Below are 18,242 nucleotides of genomic sequence, written 5' to 3' on the forward strand. Positions count from 1 at the left end.
GGTTCACCCGAACGTCTGCCGCAGCAGTGCCGGATAGCGCAGTGCCTGCAGCCCGCCGCGGGCGATGTAGTGCACCAGCAGTGCCAGCCACAATCCGGTATTGCCGAGCTGACGCAGCAAGAACCATGCGGCCAGGAAGCACACCAGCGACAGCACCATCAGGTTGCGCATGTCGCGCGCCCATGTGGCGCCGATGAAGACACCGTCATAGGCAAAGGCGAAGACGCCGAGCATTGGCGCCAGTGCGACCAGCCAGAGATAGTCGCGCGCGACCCGGCGAACATCCGGGCTCGATGTCATTGTATCGATCAGCAGCGATCCGCCGAGGGCGTAGATCGTGCTGAGCGCGATGGCGAAGCTGAAACCCCAGATGATGACGAGGCGCACCGCGCTGGAAAAGCCCACGCGGTTGCGCGCGCCATAGGCACGGCCGCAGAGCTGTTCGGCGGCGTTGGCAAGTCCATCGAGAAAGAACGCGCTGATCATCAGGAAGTTGTTGAGCACCGCATTGGCAGCCAGCGTAAGATCGCCGGACCGCGCGCCCTGTGCCGTGAAGAACAGAAATGCCGCGATCAGCGCGGCGGTACGGATCATGATGTCGCGGTTGACCGCCATCATGTGCATCAGTCTGTCGCGCTCCAGCAGCACAGCCCATGGCTGGGTGAGACGTCCGCCTGTGATGCGATAGGCCACCAGCGTCCCGATCACGAAGCCGGAGAGTTCGGCGATGATGGCGGCATAGGCGGCGCCCGCGATGCCCAGATCGAGCACCAGCACGAGCAACAATGTCGCCATCATATTGATGGCGTTGACGGCGATCTGCACCGTCAGCGCAAGACTGGCGCGGGCTCGGCCCACCAGCCAGCCCAGAATGACGAAGTTAGCCAGCACCAGCGGTGCCGACCAGATGCGGATGGTGAAATAGGTTCGTGCAGCGCCGGTGACGCCGTCGCTGCCGCCCATGGCAGTCAGCAGTCCGGCCGCGAGCGGCACCTGCAGTACGATCAGCAATCCGCCGATCACCGCCGAGATGATGAAGCCGCGCGGCAGTAGCGCGCGGAGTTCCTGCTGGTCGCCTGCACCGAGCGCCTGCGCGGTGAAGGCCACCGTGCTCATGCGCAGGAAGCCGAACAGCCAGAACAGGCAGTCGAACAGCACCGAAGCCATGGCGACGCCGCCGAGCAGGGTGGCGTCGCCTAGCCGTCCGACGGCAATTGTTGCCACGATGCCCAGTAAGGGCGTCGTGAGATTGGCCAGCATCGCTGGCCCCGCGATGGCAAAGATGTCGCGGGTGGTGGCAGGCTCGAACGCTTGCGATGGCGTGGTGTCGTCAGTCGACAAGCGTCAGATGTCCGTAGTTTGGAAAGACCTCAGCGGCCGCGGGGGGCGCTGAACAGCCGCATGATCAGCCAGATCGGCACCACGATCACGGCGCCGAGCAGGAAGTAGCGCCAGAGGCCGTTGATGGCGTCGAAGCCGAGGTCATAGACCCACTGGAACAGGCGGCGGATGCTGGTGACGATGTTCCACGGATCGAAGCCGATGGCGGCCAGCACGACGCCGACCAGAATCGACAGCAGGATCAGCCGGCCGAGCACCGCCAAGGGAGATCCGCCGAGAAAGCGCGACAGGCCGTCATTGCTGGCCGGCAACCCTTTGGTCTGGAAGTCCTGGCTCTCATTTGGCTGCATCGTGGTCTCCTGCGCGCAAATCGCGCGCTGATCATAGGTGGTCCCACGCAAATGGGGAACCCGCTTGCGGCGTCAAGGCGTGGCAGGCTCGGCCGGCGTAATTGCGATCTCAGACTTTAGCATGCGCTCAAGCGTCTCCAGCCGGTCGGCGTCACGTGGCGGTTTGTCCCAGCGCAGTCGACTGATACGGGGAAACCGCATCGCGACGCCCGACTTGTGTCGCGGCGAGCGCGCCAGGCCCTCGAAGGCGACTTCGAGGACGAGACCCTTCTCAGGTTCATGGGTAACGTGGCGCACGGGCCCGAATTTCTCGGTGGTATTGCGGCGGACGAAGCGGTCGATCTGCAGCAGTTCCTCATCGGTGAAGCCGAAATAGGCCTTGCCGACCGGCACGAGCTGGTCGCCGCTCTCGCCTTCGGTCCAGACGCCGAAGGTGTAGTCCGAATAATAGGACGAGCGCTTGCCGTGGCCGCGCTGCGCATACATCAGTACGGCGTCGATGACGTGCGGGTCGCGCTTCCACTTCCACCACTGGCCTTTCGGTCGCCCCGGCAGATAGGCGGAATCGCGCCGCTTCAGCATCACACCCTCGACGGCGGCGGCATCTTCGCCGGCTCCGGCACTGGCAGGATCGGCACGTGCGGCGGTGAGGGCATCCCATGTTGCGAACGGGATCTGGTCGGACAGATCGATCCTGTCGTCGTCGAGCTCGGTGATGAAGGCTTCGAGCTTTGCACGGCGTTGCTCAAATGGGAGCTCCCGCAGATCTGTCTCGCCGTCGCTCAGCAAATCATAGGCCCGCAGATGGATCGGATACTCCTTCATTAGTTTCGGCGTTACGCTCTTTCGGTTCAGCCGTTGCTGCAGCACGTTGAACGATTGAACGCGACCTTCGCGCAGCACCAACAGCTCGCCGTCGATCGCGCCAGGCAAGCGCAGCGATGGTACGAGGTCGGGGAAGCTTCCGGTGATGTCCTCGCCGGTGCGCGAATAGAGCCGCGTAACAATCTTGTCGCCATCGCCTTTGCCGCTCACCGCCTGAATCCGGATACCGTCCCATTTCCATTCCGCAACGAAATCCGCTGCATCGAGATTGGCGAAGTCGGACTCCTCGATGGCATGCGCCAGCATTACCGGGCGGAACGGTGCAGGATCGCGATTGACCGGCTTCTCGGCGCGGCCTTCAAGCCAGGCAAACAATTCGCCATAGGGCGGCGCGTGGCCGGGCCAGATCAGCTCGACCTCATGAGGATCCTTGTCGCCGAGTGCTGCGACAGCGGTTTTGGCCAGCCGGGCCGAGACGCCGATCCGCATTGCGCCGGTGACAAGCTTCAGCAGCGCCCAGCGTCCGGTCTCGTCGAGCTCATCGAGCCAGCGCGTGAGCTGCGCGGGCAATTCGGCCTTGCCCAGGGTGCGGAGTGTGGTGACGACTTCGGTGAGTGTCGGTGGCGGAGGGTTGTTGTGCGCGGTCTCCTGAGACTTCGGCCACATCAGCGCCACCGTCTCGGAGAGATCGCCGACATAGTCATAGGAGAGCTCAAACAGCACCGGATCGGTGCGCGATGCGATCAGGTCGCGGATCAGGCCGGACTTTGCATGTTTGAACGACAGCGCGCCGGTTAGCGCCGCCAGCGCATAGCCTCGATCGGGATCGGGCACTTCGCGGAAATAGCCCGTGATCAGCCGCAGCTTGTTGTTGCGGCCGGGTTCATAAGCGAGACGATCGAGCAGTTCGGCAAAGCGGTTCATGCGTCGGTGCTTTCGCCGGGTGGGAGAACTTCCTCTTCCTCCTCGTCGCCATAGCCGACCAGCGCCAGCGGGCGCGCGGTCAGGCCCCTGGTCTGGCACCAATGCACCAGCGCGTCTTCCTGGCCATGGGTGACCCAGATCTCGCGGGCACCCGTCGCGCCGATAGTTGCGATCAGACCATCCCAGTCGGCGTGATCCGAAATCACCAGCGGCAGCTCGACGCCGCGTTGCCGCGCACGGGCGCGCACGCGCATCCAGCCGGACGCAAAGGCGGTGACTGGATCGGGAAAGCGCCGCGTCCACACATCCGACGTAGCCGATGGCGGCGCCAGCGTTACGGTGCCGGCGAGATCGGCTTTTCTGACGCCTTTCACCTGGCGTAATTCGCCGAGATCGATGCCGCGGCTCTGATAGTAGTGTGTGATCTTCTCCATCGCGCCATGCAGATAGATCGGTGCATCGTAACCGGCCTGACGGATCAGCTTGATGACCCGCTGTGCCTTTCCCAGCGAATAGGCGCCGACCAGATGCGCGCGCTCCGGAAACAGCGCGACGGAGGCCAGCAGCTTCTTCACCTCGTCGGCGGCATCGCCATGACGAAACACCGGAAGCCCGAACGTCGCTTCGGTGATGAACACGTCACAGGGCACCACCTCGAACGGCGTGCAGGTCGGATCATGGGCATCCTTGTAATCGCCGGAGGCAACGATGCAGATATCCTTGCAGGTCACCGCCATTTGCGCTGATCCCAGCACATGGCCGGCGGGGTGGCAGGAGACCGTGACGTCACCGAGTTTGATTGTCTCGCCATAGGCAATCGCCTGCGTGCTGCCGGCGAAATTGTCGCCATAGCGCAGCCGCATCATGTCGAGTGTCTCCTGCGTCGCCAGCACATGGCCGTGACCCGGTCGCGCATGGTCAGAATGGCCGTGGGTAATGACCGCGCGATCCACGGGCCTCACCGGATCGATATGGAAGCCGCCGGGCCTGCAGCACAGACCGGCGGGAACCGGGATAAGGATGTCTTGCGGACGCATCTCGGTTATATAGGTCCGCCTTGGGTTGGTTCGAGTCGTCCTGCGAACGCCCCGCCCTCCGATCGGTTCCCGCCATGCCCGCGCGCTTGTTCATGTCATCCGGCGATATGAACGCCGATCGGCGTTTCGACTATGCGCGCGACCTGCAGATGCGGGGCGATCTGGTGGCGGCGGCCGATCTGTTTGAGCAGGCCACTGATCTGGCGCCGGGCTTTGCCACCGCATGGTTCGTGCTCGGGGAGGTCCGGGAACAGCTGGGTGACACCGCCGGGGCCATCGCCGCGTTTCGCCGCGCGCAGGCCAGCGATCCCGGTGATCGCAACGGTGCTGGTCTGCGGTTGATGCGGCTCGGCGCTGACGATCTTTCGGCCATGCCGGCAACCTATGTGACGGCACTGTTCGATCAATACGCGCCCAAGTTCGACGCGGCTCTGGTCGATACGCTCGGTTATCGCGGGCCGGCCGTGCTGTTGGGCGCCGTGCGTGCCGTATGCGCTGCGACGGATAGGGCGATGCTCTTCCCCCGCGCCATCGATCTCGGCTGCGGCACCGGGCTGGCAGCCGGCGCTTTTGCCGCCTGCACCGGCAGCATCATCGGCATCGACCTGTCGCCGCGCATGATCGAGCGCGCTCATGCCACCGGGCTTTATGCCGAGCTTGAAGTGGCGGAGATCGTCGAGGGTTTATGCCGCCGGTCAGATTGCAGTGTCGAGCTGGTCATCGCAGCTGACGTGCTGATCTATCTGCACGACCTTGCGCCGGTTTTGCGAGAAGCTACGCGCGTGCTGGTTCCTGACGGGCTGCTCGCCTTCACGGCTGAGACCCATGACGGCGACGGTGTCACTCTCGGTGCGGGCTTGCGTTATGCGCAGAGCGAAAATCATCTGCGCGGCCTGATCGCAGCTGCCGGCCTGGCGCTCGTTCATCTTGAACACGTTTCGTCTCGCACGGAACGCAGCGTTGCCGCACCAGGACTGGTGGCCGTCGCGATGAAGCGTCGGCCTTAACGCCGTCGGGGTCAGCCAGGGCGAGTTCGCTGGAGCAATCCAGAAGTCGAAGAGAAAACACGGTCACTTCGTTGCAAGGGCTCCTTGCGATGATGACCGGGCAATGACGTCTGTGAGCGCCAAGCGCCCTCAAACAAAAACCCCGGCCGCGAGGCCGGGGTTTTCGTTTGAGCGGATGTCGCTGGGATCAGTACTTCGCGACGACCGGGCTGTTGAAGTGGTAGTTCAGGCCGGTGCGGAAGATGTGCTCGGTAACCTTGCTGCTGTTGGTCACGCCGGGAGCGACCAGATCGGTGGATTTGCCAAGATCGACATAGAGATATTCGGTCTTGCTGGTCCACTGCGGTCCAAACAGGCCGAGCAGCTTGAACGGGGTTTCGAGGCCAGCGCCGGCGGTCCAGCCGGTCTTGGTGCTCGACAGGTCAGCAACCTGAACGCCGTTGTTGAAGATCTTGGACTTCACGCCGCCATAAGCGAAACCGCCGGTTGCGTAGAACAGGCTGGAGCCGACCGAGTAACCGACGCGGCCACGGACGGTGCCGAACCAGGGCAGCTTGGAGTCGTAGCCAATGGTGCCGAGACCGACGACGGTCTTGTTGTCGCGCTGGCTGGATGCCTGGATATCGGTCTCAAGACCGTAAACCCAGTTCGAAGCCTGCCAGTTGTAACCGATCTGACCGCCACCATTGATGCCGTCCGGATTCAGGCTGAACTGCTCCAGCGGAGCGATGGGAGCTCCCGTCAGAGTCGTACGGTTACGGCCGGTGCCGGAACCGAGGTTGCCGCCGAGATACCAGCCGGTCCAGTTGGCCGCAGCCACGGGGGTGTAAGCGCTGTTGCCGCCGATGCGGTAGTTCAGGCCGACACGGAAGAGGTTTTCACGGATTTCGTTGTTGGTGAACTGGCCAGCGAAGGGCGCGCCGAAGGCGTTCGTCTTGTTGCCGAGGTTCAGATAGAGATATTCGATCTTGCCGGTCCAGTTACCGCCGAGCGCTGCTTCGACGCCGCTGCCGATGGTCCAGCCCGTCGCAGTGCGGTTTTCCGAGAACGCCGTCACGCCGCCTTCGGTGATCGTGCTCTTGATGTTGCCGTAAGCGAAACCGCCGGTGAAGTAGCTGAGAACCGGGCCAGTCGCGAGACCGACGCGGCCACGAACCGTACCGAACCAATCGGACTTCTGGCCGTAGACGGTTGCCGGAGCGACCGAAGCGCCGCCGCCCGTGAGGCCCGAACCCTGGATGTCAGCTTCGAGGCCGTAAACGATCGGGCCGAGCAGCGAGTCGGCCTGCCAGTTGTAGCCGATCTGGCCGCCGCCGAAGCCGCCCTGCGGCGAGACGTACAGCGAGTCGTTGTTGAGGCTGTGGGTGGTGCGGTCGCGACCGATGCCGACGCCGGCGTTCACGCCGATATAGAAGCCGGTCCAGTTGTAAACGGCGACAATCGGCGCCTTGTAGTAAGGGGCCTTGACGGCCATGTCGGCGGCCTGCGCGCTGACGGCGGTGCCGATAATCGCGGCGCTGGCAAGAAGAATACGTTTCATGGTCGACCCCAGTTCAGATTTGAACCGTCAGAATAGGGGAGTCGTGTCGGGTTGGCTGTATCCGGGCGGCCACACTGCCCGACATTGCAACCGCAGAGAGTTCAGCCGGAAAAAGCCAGTTAAATAAGCGTTTAGGTACTGTTGCGCGGGTGCGTGTTCCGTCACGTTTCCGCGCACCAGCGCCCCCGTCGATAGCCCGCCCTGCGGAAAACCTGTTGTAACTGCAAGGGATTGCCAACCCTGCCGCGTCCGCAGAGGATGTCGCACGCCCGCACAGCCGCGATCAACGCGGCGGCGGGTCACAAAAACGCACCCGCAGAAGCGGGTCTCGGGAGAAAACACCAGATGCCTTCACGCCACAGGTCCGTCTTCAAGACCGCAACACTCGCTGCAGTTGTCTCGATATTGGCCCATTCGGCCTTTGCTGCGGACAAGAAATACGATCCGGGTGCCAGCGATACCGAGATCAAGCTCGGCCAGACCATCCCCTACAGCGGCGCCGGTTCCCTTTACGGCGTGATTGGCCGGACCCAGGCCGCCTATTTCCAGATGCTGAACGAGAAGGGTGGCATTAACGGCCGCAAGATCAATTTCATGTCGCTGGACGATGCCTACAGCGCGCCGAAGGCCGTCGAGGCTACCCGCCGGCTTGCCGAGCAGGACGAGGTGCTGGCGCTGTTCGGCTCGCTGGGCACCGCGCCGCAGTCGGCGGTGCAGAAATTCCTCAACAGCAAGAAGATTCCACAACTGCTGCTCAACACCGGTGCGTCGCGCTGGAACAACCCGAAAGAGTTCAAGTGGACCACGCCGGGGCTGCCGATCTATTCGACCGAGGGCCGTATCATCGCGCGCTACCTGATGCAGGCCAGGCCGAACGCCAAGGTCGCGATCCTTTACCAGAACGACGAGTTCGGAAAGGATTTCATGAATTCGTTCAAGGAGATTCTGGCCGAAGCTGGCGGCTCCGCGAAGGTCGTTGCCGAAGCGTCCTATGATCTCACCGACCCGACCATCGACTCGCAACTGATCAATCTGGCTAAATCGGGCGCGGATACGTTCTTCAATATCTCCACCGGCAAGGCGACGTCGCAGTCGATCCGCAAGGTTGCGGAGCTTGGCTGGAAGCCGCTGCATCTGCTGGTATCGACCTCGAGCGGCCGCTCGATCATCAACGCCGCCGGCGCCGAGAACGCCAAGGGCATCGTTGCGATGACCTATACAAAGGAAGTCGGCAGCGAGAAATGGAAGGACGATCCGGATGTCCTCGCCTTCCAGGAGCTGCGTAAGAAGTATCTGCCCAATGTCGATCCCGACAATACCATCGCATTCCAGGGCTATTCGCAGGGCGTGACCATGGCGGAGATCCTGCGCCGCTGCGGCGACGATCTCACCCGCGAGAACGTGCTCAAGCACGCCACCAATCTGGAAGGCTATCGCGCGCCGGTGTTCCTGCCGGGCATCACCTACGGCTTCACGTCGACCGACTACACCACCATCAAGGCGCTCTATGTCGGCACCTTCAACGGCACCGATTGGGATCTGTCGGACAAACCTGTCAGCCAGTAAAGCGCGTATTTTAAAGTAACGACCATCCCCGGCGACACGCCGGGGATGGTGACGACCAATCGGACTCGCAAAGAGCCGGATCAAAAATCATCAGGGAGAAAACGCTATGAACAAGGGACTATTTGCGTCTGCGGCGCGGGTCGCCGTCGTCGTGTTGCCGCTGACTGTGACGGCCGCTGTTGCCGCCGACAAGAAATACGATCCAGGCGCCAGCGATACTGAAATCAAGATTGGGCAAACCATTCCGCATAGCGGCCCCGGTTCGCTGTATGGCGTGCTCGGTCGTGTCGGCGAAGCCTATTTCCAGAGTTTGAACGAGAAGGGCGGCATCAACGGCCGCAAGGTCAAGTTCCTCACGATGGACGATTCCTACAGCGCGCCGAAGGCGGTCGAGGCGACGCGTCGCCTTGTCGAGCAGGATGAAGTGCTCGCGCTCTACGGCTCGCTCGGCACGGCGCCGCAAACGGCCGTACATAAATATCTCAATTCCAAGGGCGTGCCGCAACTGCTGCTCAACACCGGCGCATCGAAGTGGAACGATCCGAAGAACAACAAATGGACCATGGCCGGGCTGCCGCTGTATCCGACCGAGGCGCGCATTCTCGCCAAGTATGTCGTCAGCATGAATCCGAATGCGAAAGTGGGAATCCTCTATCAGAACGACGATTTCGGTCGGGATTTCCTGGGACCGTTCAAGGATGAACTCGCGAAAGCCGGCGGCACTGCCAAGGTGGTCGCCGAGGTGACCTATGATCTCACCGATCCCACGATCGATTCGCAGCTGATCAATCTCGCCAAATCCGGTGCCGATGTTTTCTATAACATCACCACCGGCAAGGCGACGTCGCAGTCGATTCGCAAGGTGGTCGAGCTCGGCTGGAAGCCGCTGCAGTTGTTGTCCGCGGGCTCCACCGGCCGATCGATCCTGGAGGCGGCAGGGCTGGAAAACGCCAAGGGAATCGTCTCGATTGCCTATGGCAAGGATATCGGCTCGCCGCTTTATGCCAAGGATCCCGACATCGTGGCTTTTGAGGCACTGCGGGCGAAATATCTGCCCACGGTGGCCGCCGACAACTCGATCGCCTTCTTCGGCTATGGTCAGGCCGTGTCCATGGCCGAGATACTGCGCCGCTGCGGCGATGACCTCACGCGCGCGAATGTCCTGAAGCAGGCCATCGGTCTCAACGGCTTCCGCGCTCCGCAAATGCTGCCAGGGGTGAGCTACAGCTATACCAACGACAACTATGTGCCGATGGCGACTCTCTATACCCAGCGGTTCGACGGCAAGGACTGGATCATCTCAGATAAGTCGGTGACGCAGTAGCGTCGCCGGCCTCTCCGTCATTGCAGGGCCCGGGAAAGCTGGCAAGCCGGTTTTCTCGACCTCGCAATGACGGTGGTGAATGCCTAGTTGTCTCATGTGCCGCCCCGTAAATCCGTCGCCAAACCCGATCTGCTGCCCGATCACTTCCTGCGCTGGTTTGGCATGCGCGGCTGGTCGCCGCGCGAACATCAATTGGCGCTGCTGCAGAAGGCGCGCGACGATCGCTCGGCATTGCTGATCGCGCCGACCGGCGCGGGCAAGACGCTGGCCGGCTTCCTGCCGACGCTGGTGGAACTGAGTGCGGCTCATCTTAACCTCTCCCCGCTTGCGGGGAGAGGTCGGCTCGACCGCAAAGCGGACGATCCGGGGGAGCGTGAGCCTAAAGCTGAAACTTCGGAGACGCCCTCGACTCCCCCTCATCCGTCGCGGACTGCGCGGGAAGAAGGAAAGAGCGCGCTGGTATCGATGGGCCGGGATATCCGTCGCACCGGCGGCCTGCACACGCTCTACATTTCCCCGCTGAAAGCCCTCGCGGTCGACATCGCGCGCAATCTGGAAACGCCGATCGCGGAGATGCAGCTCCCGATCAAGGTCGAGACCCGCACCGGCGACACGCCAGTGTCGCGCCGCGCGCGGCAGCGGCGTTATCCGCCGGACATCCTGCTGACCACGCCGGAACAGCTGGCCTTGCTGCTGTCGTCCGACGATGCGCCGTTTCTGTTCTCATCACTCAAGCGCGTCGTGCTCGACGAGCTGCACGCGCTGGTGACCTCGAAGCGCGGCGATTTGCTGTCGCTCGGACTCGCCCGGCTGTGGAAACTGGCGCCTGACATGCGGGCCATCGGCCTGTCGGCGACGGTGGCCGAGCCGGAATCGCTGGCGCGCTTCCTCGTGCCGCAGCCCGTCGGCGAGAGCGTCTCCGCCGATATCGTTGTCGCCGGCGGCGCGGCCGAGCCGGTGGTCGAAATGCTCGACACCAGGGAACGATTGCCCTGGGCCGGCCATTCCGCGCGCCATGCGCTCGGCGAAATCTACGAGCTCATCAAGGCCAACAGGACCACTCTGGTCTTCGTCAATACCCGCAGCCAGGCCGAGATGCTGTTCCAGGATCTCTGGCGCATGAATGACGACAATCTCGCCATCGCCTTGCATCACGGCTCGCTCGATGTCGCGCAGCGTCGCAAGGTCGAGGACGCAATGTCCGCCGGTAGATTGCATGGTGTGGTCTGTACCTCGTCGCTCGATCTTGGCGTCGACTGGGGCGATGTCGATCTCGTTGTCAATGTCGGCGCTCCCAAGGGCGCGTCGCGGCTGATGCAGCGGATCGGCCGCGCCAATCACCGCATCGATGAAGCCTCGCGCGCCGTGCTGGTGCCGGCCAATCGATTCGAAGTGCTGGAATGTCGTGTCGCCATCGATGCCGTCGCCGAGAATGCGCAGGACACGCCGCCGTTGCGGACCGGCTCGCTCGATGTGCTGGCGCAGCACGTGCTCGGCTGCGCTTGCGGCGCACCGTTTCGCGCGGATGATCTGTATGGCGAAGTACGCTCGGCGGCGCCTTATGCCGAACTGTCGCGTGTCGACTTCGACGACACCGTGGAGTTCGTGGCGTCCGGCGGCTATGCGCTGAAAATCTACGAACGTTTCGCCCGCATCAAGCAGGACGCCTCGGGCAAATGGCGCGTCACCAATCCGAAGGTGCGCCAGATGTATCGCATGAATGTCGGCACCATCGTCGAGGATACGATGCTGAAGGTGCGGCTGGTGCGGTCGCGCAGCAGCGGGCAAGGAAAAGGCAAAGGCGCGACCGGAGCGATCGCGCGCGGCGGCCGCATGCTCGGCCAGATCGAGGAATACTTCATCGAAGGCCTCGTGGTCGGCGACACTTTTGTTTTCGGCGGCGAAGTCGTGCGCTATGAATCGCTGGTCGAGGATCAGGTCTATGTCTCGCGCGCCCATGACAAGGACGCCAAGGTGCCGTCCTATATGGGCGGCAAGTTTCCGCTCTCGACCTACCTCGCCGAACGCGTGCGCAAGCTGCTGGACGACAAGCGTGCCTGGAAAGGCCTGCCCGACCAGGTCCGCGAATGGCTATCGCTGCAGGCCCATGTCTCGCATGTGCCCGGCACGCGTGAATTGATGGTGGAGACGTTCCCGCGCGCCGACAAGCATTACCTCGTCTGCTATCCGTTCGAAGGCCGCCTCGCGCATCAGACGCTAGGCATGCTGCTGACGCGGCGGCTGGAACGCGCGCGGGCGCGGCCGCTGGGCTTCGTCGCCAATGAATATGCGCTGGCGATATGGGGCCTTGGGGACACGTCCCATATGATCCGGCAGGGCAGGCTCGATCTTGCCGCGCTGTTCGATCCCGACATGCTCGGCGACGATCTCGAAGCCTGGCTCGCGGAATCGGCGCTGATGAAACGCACGTTCCGCACCTGCGCGGTAATCTCGGGGCTCATCCATACCCGTTTCACCGGCGAGGAGAAATCGCGCCGTCAGGTGCTGTTCTCGACGGACCTGATCTACGACGTGCTGCGCAAGCATCAGCCCGATCACGTGCTGCTGCGCGCAGCGCGCGCCGACGCCGCGACGGGATTGCTGGACATTCGGCGATTAAGCGACATGCTGACGCGCATTCAGGGTCGTATCATTCATCGGGAACTCGATCGCGTGTCCCCGCTGGCGGTCCCGGTGATGCTGGAAATCGGCCGTGAAGCGGTCTACGGCGAGGCGTCGGACGAGCTCCTGGCGGAAGCGGCCGAGGAACTCGTGAAGGAGGCGACTGGATCACCTTGATTCCCAGCGGGTAGGATGGGCAGAGCGTCTTCGCGAAACCCATCACGGCGGTGCTTCTCATTGATGGGTTTCGCAAAGGCTCTACCCATCCTACAAGAGACCATGCTCACCGAATCGATCAGTGTGGAAACAAGTTCCGTCAGCATCGCCGGCGTCACGCTGGCTGCGGACCTGTCGGGCGCCTTGTATTGGGACGAGCAGAAACTGCTCGTGGTGTCCGATCTGCATCTCGAAAAGGGATCGAGCTATGCCAATCGCGGCGTGCTGCTGCCGCCCTACGATACGATCGCAACACTCGGTCGCCTTGGTGCCGTGATCGCGCGTCACGATCCGCGCATCGTGATTGCGCTGGGCGACAGCTTCCACGACCGTGACGCCCATGAGCGGCTGTCGCCGGCCAATCGCGAGGTGCTGTCCGCATTGCAGTTGCGTCGTGACTGGGTCTGGATATCCGGCAATCACGATCCCGCATTGCCGCCTGATCTCGGCGGCACCGTCGCTGAAGAAGTGGCCATCGGCCCGATCACCTTCCGTCATGAACCGACCGGTGCTGCAGGCGAGATTGCCGGTCACCTGCATCCAAAGGCGCGCGTCAGCACGCGCGGTCGCGCCGTCGAACGTCGTTGTTTTGCGAGCGACGGCACCCGCGCAGTGATGCCGGCCTTCGGCGCCTATACCGGCGGGCTCAACATCCGCGATGCGGCATTCGCGCGAATCTTCCAGACCCTCGGTTTCGTTGCCCATGTGCTCGGCGACCGCCGCATGCACGCCATCGCAGCGTCGCGCTGCTGCTAGAGCGACATTTCGCGCATCTCGTACATCGTCATTCTAGCCGTCCAGGAGAAGGCGAACCTGCGGGATTTCCAGGATGGCAGACTCCCTTGCGGGCTGTCTGTTGACGAGATGGTCGATGAGATCCCCGGTCGTGGAGCCACGGGTCAGCATCAGGCACGTTGCGTCATCAGCGCGCGTGGCGTGCCAAACGCCGGGACGCATGCAGATTCCGACGCCAGGAGACAGGCGATACGCGCGGAGGGTCGACAGGTCCGGCTCCTGGTTTGCGTCACTCAAACAAAGGATCTGAACGATCTCTTTCGTGAGAGGTACGACCGCCTGCTGGGTCAGGTGATGGACTTCGAGCTTTGAGACAAGCGGACTGTTGTCGCGATATTCCACCCACAGGACCTCGGTGTCGCCTCCCGTGCCGGCATCAAAGAAGTGTTCGTGCCAGAAATCGCTGGCCGGGCTTCGAAAACTGACCACGTCTTTTTTGAGCGGATCGGTTTTGCCGAGCACCCACCCGAAGGGTTCGAACGATGTGGGGCTCAGAGTCTCAACGGTAACAGCGTTGGATGTCGGCATGGAGGGCTCCTGAGGCTCGTGTCCGAAGCATGGCTTCATGGCCCTGCAAACCGACGAATATCTAAAAGGAAGATCCGGCCTTACGCCGCCTTTGCCTGCACCGTATCGCAGAATTCGGCGAGGTGGTCGGCAAGCCGCAGCGTTGCCGGGCTCGCGTCGGGGGCGGCCATCAGCGTCACCTCAGTCTGGTCGATCGGCGCGAAGCCTTCTTTCGCCGTCAGGATGCGATGGTCAGGCTGGATAGCCATGTCGGACAGGATACTGAGGCCAAGTCCGGCGGCGACCGCGGCCTGGATGCCGGCGAGGCCGGAGCTCGTATAGGCCATGTGCCAACTGCGGCCTGCCGCCTCGATGGCATGGATCGCGCGGGTCCGGTAAAGGCAGCCGGCGGGAAAGCCGATCAGCGGGACCGACCGGATGGCGGGGTCGATCGGATGCGCCTTGCTCGTGACCCAGTGGATCCGCTCGGGCCAAACCGCAATGCCACCTTTCTCGCCGGCGGCGCGCTTGAACAGTGCCAGGTCGAGTTCGCCGCGTTCGAGATCGCGGCGCAAATACGTGCTCTGGTCGGCGCGCACGTCGAGCCGCAGGCCGGGCCGCGACCGCGAAAAATTCGCCAGCAATTCGGTCAGGCGATAGGCCGCAAAATCCTCGGGGATGCCCAGCCTGACAGCGCCTTCATTGGTCGGCCGGGCCAGCACGTCGCGGGCTTCCTCCGCCAGCGCCAGCAGCCGTCGCGCATAGGACAGGAGCCGCTCGCCGGCCTCGGTCGGCGTCACGTCCTTGCCGGTCCGGTTCAGCAGCGGCTGGCCGATATCCTCTTCCAGCCGCTTGATTTGCTGGCTGACGGTGGATTGGGTGCGGTGAACGCGCTCGCCGGCGCGGGTAAAGCCGCGAGCATCGACCACCGAGACGAAGCTGCGAAGGAGTTCGAGATCCAGCATCGGCTTTCCATTCGTTTTTCAACTGATAACGAGTGTATCATTTAATTTCCAAATGAGAAGACGGGCGCATAGACCAGCGGGAAAGGAGATTTCCGATGTCCCTCGCGCCGTCAGTCGCGGTTCCCCGTGCTGCCTTCAATCCGCTGCCGATCTATATCGGCATCTTCTGTCTGCTTTGGAGTTTCTCCTTCGTCGCAGGGAAGATCGCCGTCACCGATTGCCCGCCGCTCATTCTGCTCGCCGCGCGGTTCTCGATTGCGGGTGTTCTGATCCTTGGCATTTCTGCCCTGCGCCGGGATGCCTGGTCGCTGTCCTGGCGCGATGTCGCGGCCTACGCCGTCATCGGCCTCGCCAATAACGCGTTGTACCTCGGCCTTGGCTATACCGGCCTGCAAACCATCTCCGCCGGTCTCGGCGGCCTGGTCGTCAGCGCCAACCCGGTGTTTACGGCTGTGTTCGCGGCATTGTTGCTGAAGGAGCCGCTCACCGGACGCAAGGTTGCCGGGCTCTTGCTCGGCATCGCCGGCGTCGCCTCGATCGTCTGGCACCGCATATCGGTCGGCACCGACAGTGCGCAGGGCATCGTATTCACGCTGGCATCGCTGGCGTCCATCGTGACCGGGACCATCCTGTTCAAGCTGCTGGCACCGAAGGGCAGCCTGTGGCTCGGCAACGGCGTGCAGAATCTTGCGGCTGGCGTGGTGCTGATCCCGGTGGCGCTCACATTTTCCGATATTGGCGCGATCGTGCCGAGTGCGCGGTTGGTCGGCTCGTTTGCATTCCTGACACTGGGTGGTTCTATCCTCGGCTATCTGCTGTGGTTTCATCTCCTGAAGACCTGCGGCGCCACCGCTGCCAGTGCCTATCACTTCCTGATGCCGCCCCTCGGCATGCTGTTCGCCTGGATGGTGCTCGGCGAGCATGTTGAAGGTCGCGATCTCCTGGGGATCGTCCCGGTCGCCCTCGGTATCTATCTCGTCACCAGACCGGCCGCTTCACCAGCACCCCTGCGACAGGAGTAGTTCATGTCCCTCGCCATCACCCTCATCGGCGGCCCCACCGCGCTGATCGAAATCGACGGCTTCCGGTTGCTCACCGATCCGACCTTCGATCATCCGGGCGCTTACAAGCTGCCGCATGTCACGCTGGAAAAGCTCGTCGGTCCCGCGATCTCCGCTGCGCAAGTCGGTGCGGTTGACGTGGTGCTGCTCAGTCACGATCAGCACTCCGACAATCTTGATAATTCCGGGCGCGATTTCCTGCGCCACGCGCCGCGCACGCTGACAACCGTTGCGGGCGCCAGGCGCCTCGGTGGGGATGTCGAAGGTCTCGCGCCATGGGACTGCACCGAGCTTGCAGGCAAGGATGGTCGATCGCTGACGATCACCGCAACGCCGGCGCGTCATGGGCCGGCCGGCATCGAGCCGCTGTCAGGCGATGTCATCGGATTTGTGCTGAGCTCGAACGCGCCGGGGATCAGACCGATCTACATTACAGGCGACACCGTCTGGTTCGATGGCGTGGCCGAGGTCGCGCGGCGTTTTCCGGCCGGCGTGGTGCTGCCCTTTGCCGGCGCGGCGCAAACCCGCGGGCCATTTCATCTCACCATGGATACCAATGACACGATTGAGACGGCGCGCGCGTTTCCCGATGCGACGATTGTGCCGGTGCACACCGATGGATGGGCGCATTTCAAACAGACCGCCGGCGACCTGCGCGCATCTTATGACACGCTGGGCTTCGGGGAGCGTTTGCGTATCCTCGAACCGGGTGTGCGGACCTTGATCTAGCCCATTGCCAGTTCCTGATTCGGAACGTTAGCTGCGACGGCACGTTGCCAAACGGTGAGATGGCAGGGACCAGATGTCGGAGCAGTCCAGCGCGAAGCTTGATGGTCAGGAGGCTGAAGCTGCTGACCCGAAGGGCTTTCTGAAACGTCTCGGCCCTGGTCTGATCACCGGCGCCTCCGACGACGATCCGTCCGGCATTGGTACCTATAGCCAGGCCGGAGCGCAGCTCGGCTACGGCATCGGCTGGACCATGCTGTTGACCTTTCCGCTGATGGTCGCGATCCAGGAAATTTCCGGACGCGTCGGCAGCGTGACCGGTCGTGGCATTTCCGGGAATGTCTGCCGGCATTATCCGGCGCCGCTGCTGCATTTCATCGTGTCGCTCCTGTTCATCGCCAACACCATCAACATCGCAGCCGATCTCGGTGCCATGGCCGACGCTACCAAGCTGCTCATTGGCGGTCACGGCATCGTCTATGTCGTGCTGTTCGGGGTGCTTTCGGTGGGAGCGCAGATTTTCTTCGACTACAAGCGCTATGTCTCGGTGCTGAAGTGGCTGACGCTGTGCCTGTTCTCGTATGTTGCCGCGCTTGCCGTGGTGAAGGTCGACTGGGGCGCAGCTATATCGGGCATCCTGCTGCCTCAGATGACCTGGAGCGGCTCGTATCTCACCACCGTGGTCGCCATCCTCGGAACGACGATTTCGCCGTATCTATTCTTCTGGCAGGCCTCGCAAGAGGCGGAGGACGAGCGCATCGATCCGGACAAGGATCCGCTCATCGAAAAGCCGCTCGGCGCGGCAATGGAATTCTCCCGCATTCGCGCCGATACCATCGTCGGCATGGCATTTTCGAACCTGATCGCGCTGTCGATCATCATCACGGCCGCGGCCACGCTGAATGCCACCGGCAAGACCGATATCGAGACCTCGGCGCAGGCGGCTGAAGCCTTGCGTCCGGTCGCCGGAGTATTCGCGGAATGGATCTTTGCGCTGGGCATTGTCGGCACCGGTCTGCTGGCGATCCCGGTGCTTGCAGGTTCCACCGCCTATGCCGTCGGCGAAGGACAGCGCTGGCGCGTCGGCCTCGATCGCAAGCCACGCGAGGCCGTGGCGTTCTACAGTGTGCTGGCACTGTCGGCGACGATCGGTATCGCGCTGAATTTCACCTCGATCAACCCGATCTCGGCGCTGTACTGGAGCGCCGTCATCAACGGCGTACTGGCCGTTCCGGTGATGGTGCTGCTGATGGTGATGTCGCGCCGCAAGGATGTGATGGGCGATTTTGTCATCAAAGGCCCGCTGCACTGGCTCGGTTGGCTGTCGACTGCAGCAATGGCGCTCAGCGTCGTGGCGATGGGCGTAGGTGTCTTCCTGTAGGATGGGTTTCGCTTCGCTCTACCCATCCTGCGGTCTGTGAGCTTTCAATCCCGCC

The 18,242-nt window shown here is 62.9% G+C and carries 15 protein-coding genes; 8 read left to right on the forward strand and 7 right to left on the reverse strand.

What is annotated here, in order from left to right:
- Positions 1–3: 3 nt before the first annotated feature.
- The 4 genes from ACEK02_RS32330 to ACEK02_RS32345 form a co-directional block, all read right to left on the reverse strand.
- Positions 4–1,260 carry an MATE family efflux transporter gene (locus ACEK02_RS32330; RefSeq protein WP_371425913.1) on the reverse strand — a complete coding sequence of 419 codons (1,257 nt, stop codon included), beginning with the start codon at positions 1,258–1,260 and terminating at the stop codon, positions 4–6.
- Between the two features lie 110 nt (positions 1,261–1,370).
- The gene (locus ACEK02_RS32335; protein ID WP_371425862.1) at positions 1,371–1,691 is read right to left on the reverse strand and encodes a DUF6460 domain-containing protein; all 321 of its coding nucleotides are present in this window, start codon (positions 1,689–1,691) and stop codon (positions 1,371–1,373) included.
- Positions 1,692–1,763: 72 nt separating this feature from the next.
- Entirely contained in the window at positions 1,764–3,440 is a 1,677-nt protein-coding gene (locus tag ACEK02_RS32340; protein ID WP_371425864.1) for a cisplatin damage response ATP-dependent DNA ligase, read from the reverse strand.
- The gene (locus tag ACEK02_RS32345; protein WP_371425866.1) at positions 3,437–4,477 is read right to left on the reverse strand and encodes a ligase-associated DNA damage response exonuclease; all 1,041 of its coding nucleotides are present in this window, start codon (positions 4,475–4,477) and stop codon (positions 3,437–3,439) included. Before ACEK02_RS32345 ends, ACEK02_RS32340 begins: the two co-directional genes overlap by 4 nt.
- 74 nt (positions 4,478–4,551) lie before the next feature.
- On the opposite strand from ACEK02_RS32345, the gene ACEK02_RS32350 reads away from it, so the two are divergent.
- Entirely contained in the window at positions 4,552–5,484 is a 933-nt protein-coding gene (locus tag ACEK02_RS32350; protein ID WP_371425868.1) for a methyltransferase domain-containing protein, read from the forward strand.
- 187 nt (positions 5,485–5,671) lie between these two features.
- Here the strand turns inward: ACEK02_RS32350 and ACEK02_RS32355 are convergent, their stop codons facing one another.
- On the reverse strand, positions 5,672–7,024 hold the full coding sequence (locus ACEK02_RS32355) for an outer membrane protein (RefSeq protein ID WP_371425870.1): 1,353 nt from the start codon (positions 7,022–7,024) through the stop codon (positions 5,672–5,674).
- 345 nt (positions 7,025–7,369) lie between these two features.
- Here ACEK02_RS32355 and ACEK02_RS32360 point away from each other — a divergent pair, with 345 nt between their 5' ends.
- From ACEK02_RS32360 to pdeM, 4 genes are all read left to right on the forward strand, one after another.
- Positions 7,370–8,590 carry an ABC transporter substrate-binding protein gene (locus tag ACEK02_RS32360; RefSeq protein ID WP_371425872.1) on the forward strand — a complete coding sequence of 407 codons (1,221 nt, stop codon included), beginning with the start codon at positions 7,370–7,372 and terminating at the stop codon, positions 8,588–8,590.
- Positions 8,591–8,696: 106 nt separating this feature from the next.
- The gene (locus ACEK02_RS32365) at positions 8,697–9,914 is read left to right on the forward strand and encodes an ABC transporter substrate-binding protein (RefSeq protein WP_371425874.1); all 1,218 of its coding nucleotides are present in this window, start codon (positions 8,697–8,699) and stop codon (positions 9,912–9,914) included.
- A 96-nt stretch (positions 9,915–10,010) separates the two neighbouring features.
- Positions 10,011–12,713, forward strand: a complete 2,703-nt coding sequence (locus tag ACEK02_RS32370; protein ID WP_371425915.1) for a ligase-associated DNA damage response DEXH box helicase — start codon at positions 10,011–10,013, stop codon at positions 12,711–12,713.
- 102 nt (positions 12,714–12,815) lie between these two features.
- On the forward strand, positions 12,816–13,508 hold the full coding sequence (gene pdeM / locus ACEK02_RS32375; RefSeq protein ID WP_371425876.1) for a ligase-associated DNA damage response endonuclease PdeM: 693 nt from the start codon (positions 12,816–12,818) through the stop codon (positions 13,506–13,508).
- A 33-nt stretch (positions 13,509–13,541) separates the two neighbouring features.
- Here the strand turns inward: pdeM and ACEK02_RS32380 are convergent, their stop codons facing one another.
- Complete coding sequence (locus ACEK02_RS32380) at positions 13,542–14,075, reverse strand: ureidoglycolate lyase (RefSeq protein WP_371425878.1); 534 nt, start codon at positions 14,073–14,075, stop codon at positions 13,542–13,544.
- A gap of 80 nt (positions 14,076–14,155) precedes the next feature.
- Positions 14,156–15,019: a LysR substrate-binding domain-containing protein gene (locus ACEK02_RS32385; RefSeq protein ID WP_371425880.1), complete on the reverse strand. Its 864-nt coding sequence runs from the start codon at positions 15,017–15,019 to the stop codon at positions 14,156–14,158.
- A 95-nt stretch (positions 15,020–15,114) separates the two neighbouring features.
- Between ACEK02_RS32385 and ACEK02_RS32390 the strand changes: the two genes are divergently transcribed.
- From ACEK02_RS32390 to ACEK02_RS32400, 3 genes are all read left to right on the forward strand, one after another.
- Positions 15,115–16,041, forward strand: a complete 927-nt coding sequence (locus tag ACEK02_RS32390; protein WP_371425882.1) for a DMT family transporter — start codon at positions 15,115–15,117, stop codon at positions 16,039–16,041.
- Positions 16,042–16,044: 3 nt separating this feature from the next.
- Positions 16,045–16,809: an MBL fold metallo-hydrolase gene (locus tag ACEK02_RS32395; RefSeq protein WP_371425884.1), complete on the forward strand. Its 765-nt coding sequence runs from the start codon at positions 16,045–16,047 to the stop codon at positions 16,807–16,809.
- A 73-nt stretch (positions 16,810–16,882) separates the two neighbouring features.
- Positions 16,883–18,187, forward strand: a complete 1,305-nt coding sequence (locus tag ACEK02_RS32400; protein ID WP_371425886.1) for an NRAMP family divalent metal transporter — start codon at positions 16,883–16,885, stop codon at positions 18,185–18,187.
- Positions 18,188–18,242 lie beyond the last annotated feature (55 nt).

Origin of the sequence: Tardiphaga sp., assembly GCF_041424195.1 — a bacterium.
Lineage (GTDB): Bacteria > Pseudomonadota > Alphaproteobacteria > Rhizobiales > Xanthobacteraceae > Tardiphaga.

Coding starts and splice junctions, on each gene's coding strand:
- ACEK02_RS32390 (WP_371425882.1), top strand. CDS start 15,115: ATGTCCCTCGCGCCGTCAGTCGCGGTTCCCCGTGCTGCCTTCAATCCG.
- ACEK02_RS32355 (WP_371425870.1), bottom strand. CDS start 7,024: ATGAAACGTATTCTTCTTGCCAGCGCCGCGATTATCGGCACCGCCGTC.
- ACEK02_RS32335 (WP_371425862.1), bottom strand. CDS start 1,691: ATGCAGCCAAATGAGAGCCAGGACTTCCAGACCAAAGGGTTGCCGGCC.
- ACEK02_RS32345 (WP_371425866.1), bottom strand. CDS start 4,477: ATGCGTCCGCAAGACATCCTTATCCCGGTTCCCGCCGGTCTGTGCTGC.
- ACEK02_RS32360 (WP_371425872.1), top strand. CDS start 7,370: ATGCCTTCACGCCACAGGTCCGTCTTCAAGACCGCAACACTCGCTGCA.
- ACEK02_RS32340 (WP_371425864.1), bottom strand. CDS start 3,440: ATGAACCGCTTTGCCGAACTGCTCGATCGTCTCGCTTATGAACCCGGC.
- pdeM (WP_371425876.1), top strand. CDS start 12,816: ATGCTCACCGAATCGATCAGTGTGGAAACAAGTTCCGTCAGCATCGCC.
- ACEK02_RS32350 (WP_371425868.1), top strand. CDS start 4,552: ATGCCCGCGCGCTTGTTCATGTCATCCGGCGATATGAACGCCGATCGG.
- ACEK02_RS32395 (WP_371425884.1), top strand. CDS start 16,045: ATGTCCCTCGCCATCACCCTCATCGGCGGCCCCACCGCGCTGATCGAA.
- ACEK02_RS32365 (WP_371425874.1), top strand. CDS start 8,697: ATGAACAAGGGACTATTTGCGTCTGCGGCGCGGGTCGCCGTCGTCGTG.
- ACEK02_RS32330 (WP_371425913.1), bottom strand. CDS start 1,260: ATGCTGGCCAATCTCACGACGCCCTTACTGGGCATCGTGGCAACAATT.
- ACEK02_RS32400 (WP_371425886.1), top strand. CDS start 16,883: ATGTCGGAGCAGTCCAGCGCGAAGCTTGATGGTCAGGAGGCTGAAGCT.
- ACEK02_RS32385 (WP_371425880.1), bottom strand. CDS start 15,019: ATGCTGGATCTCGAACTCCTTCGCAGCTTCGTCTCGGTGGTCGATGCT.
- ACEK02_RS32380 (WP_371425878.1), bottom strand. CDS start 14,075: ATGCCGACATCCAACGCTGTTACCGTTGAGACTCTGAGCCCCACATCG.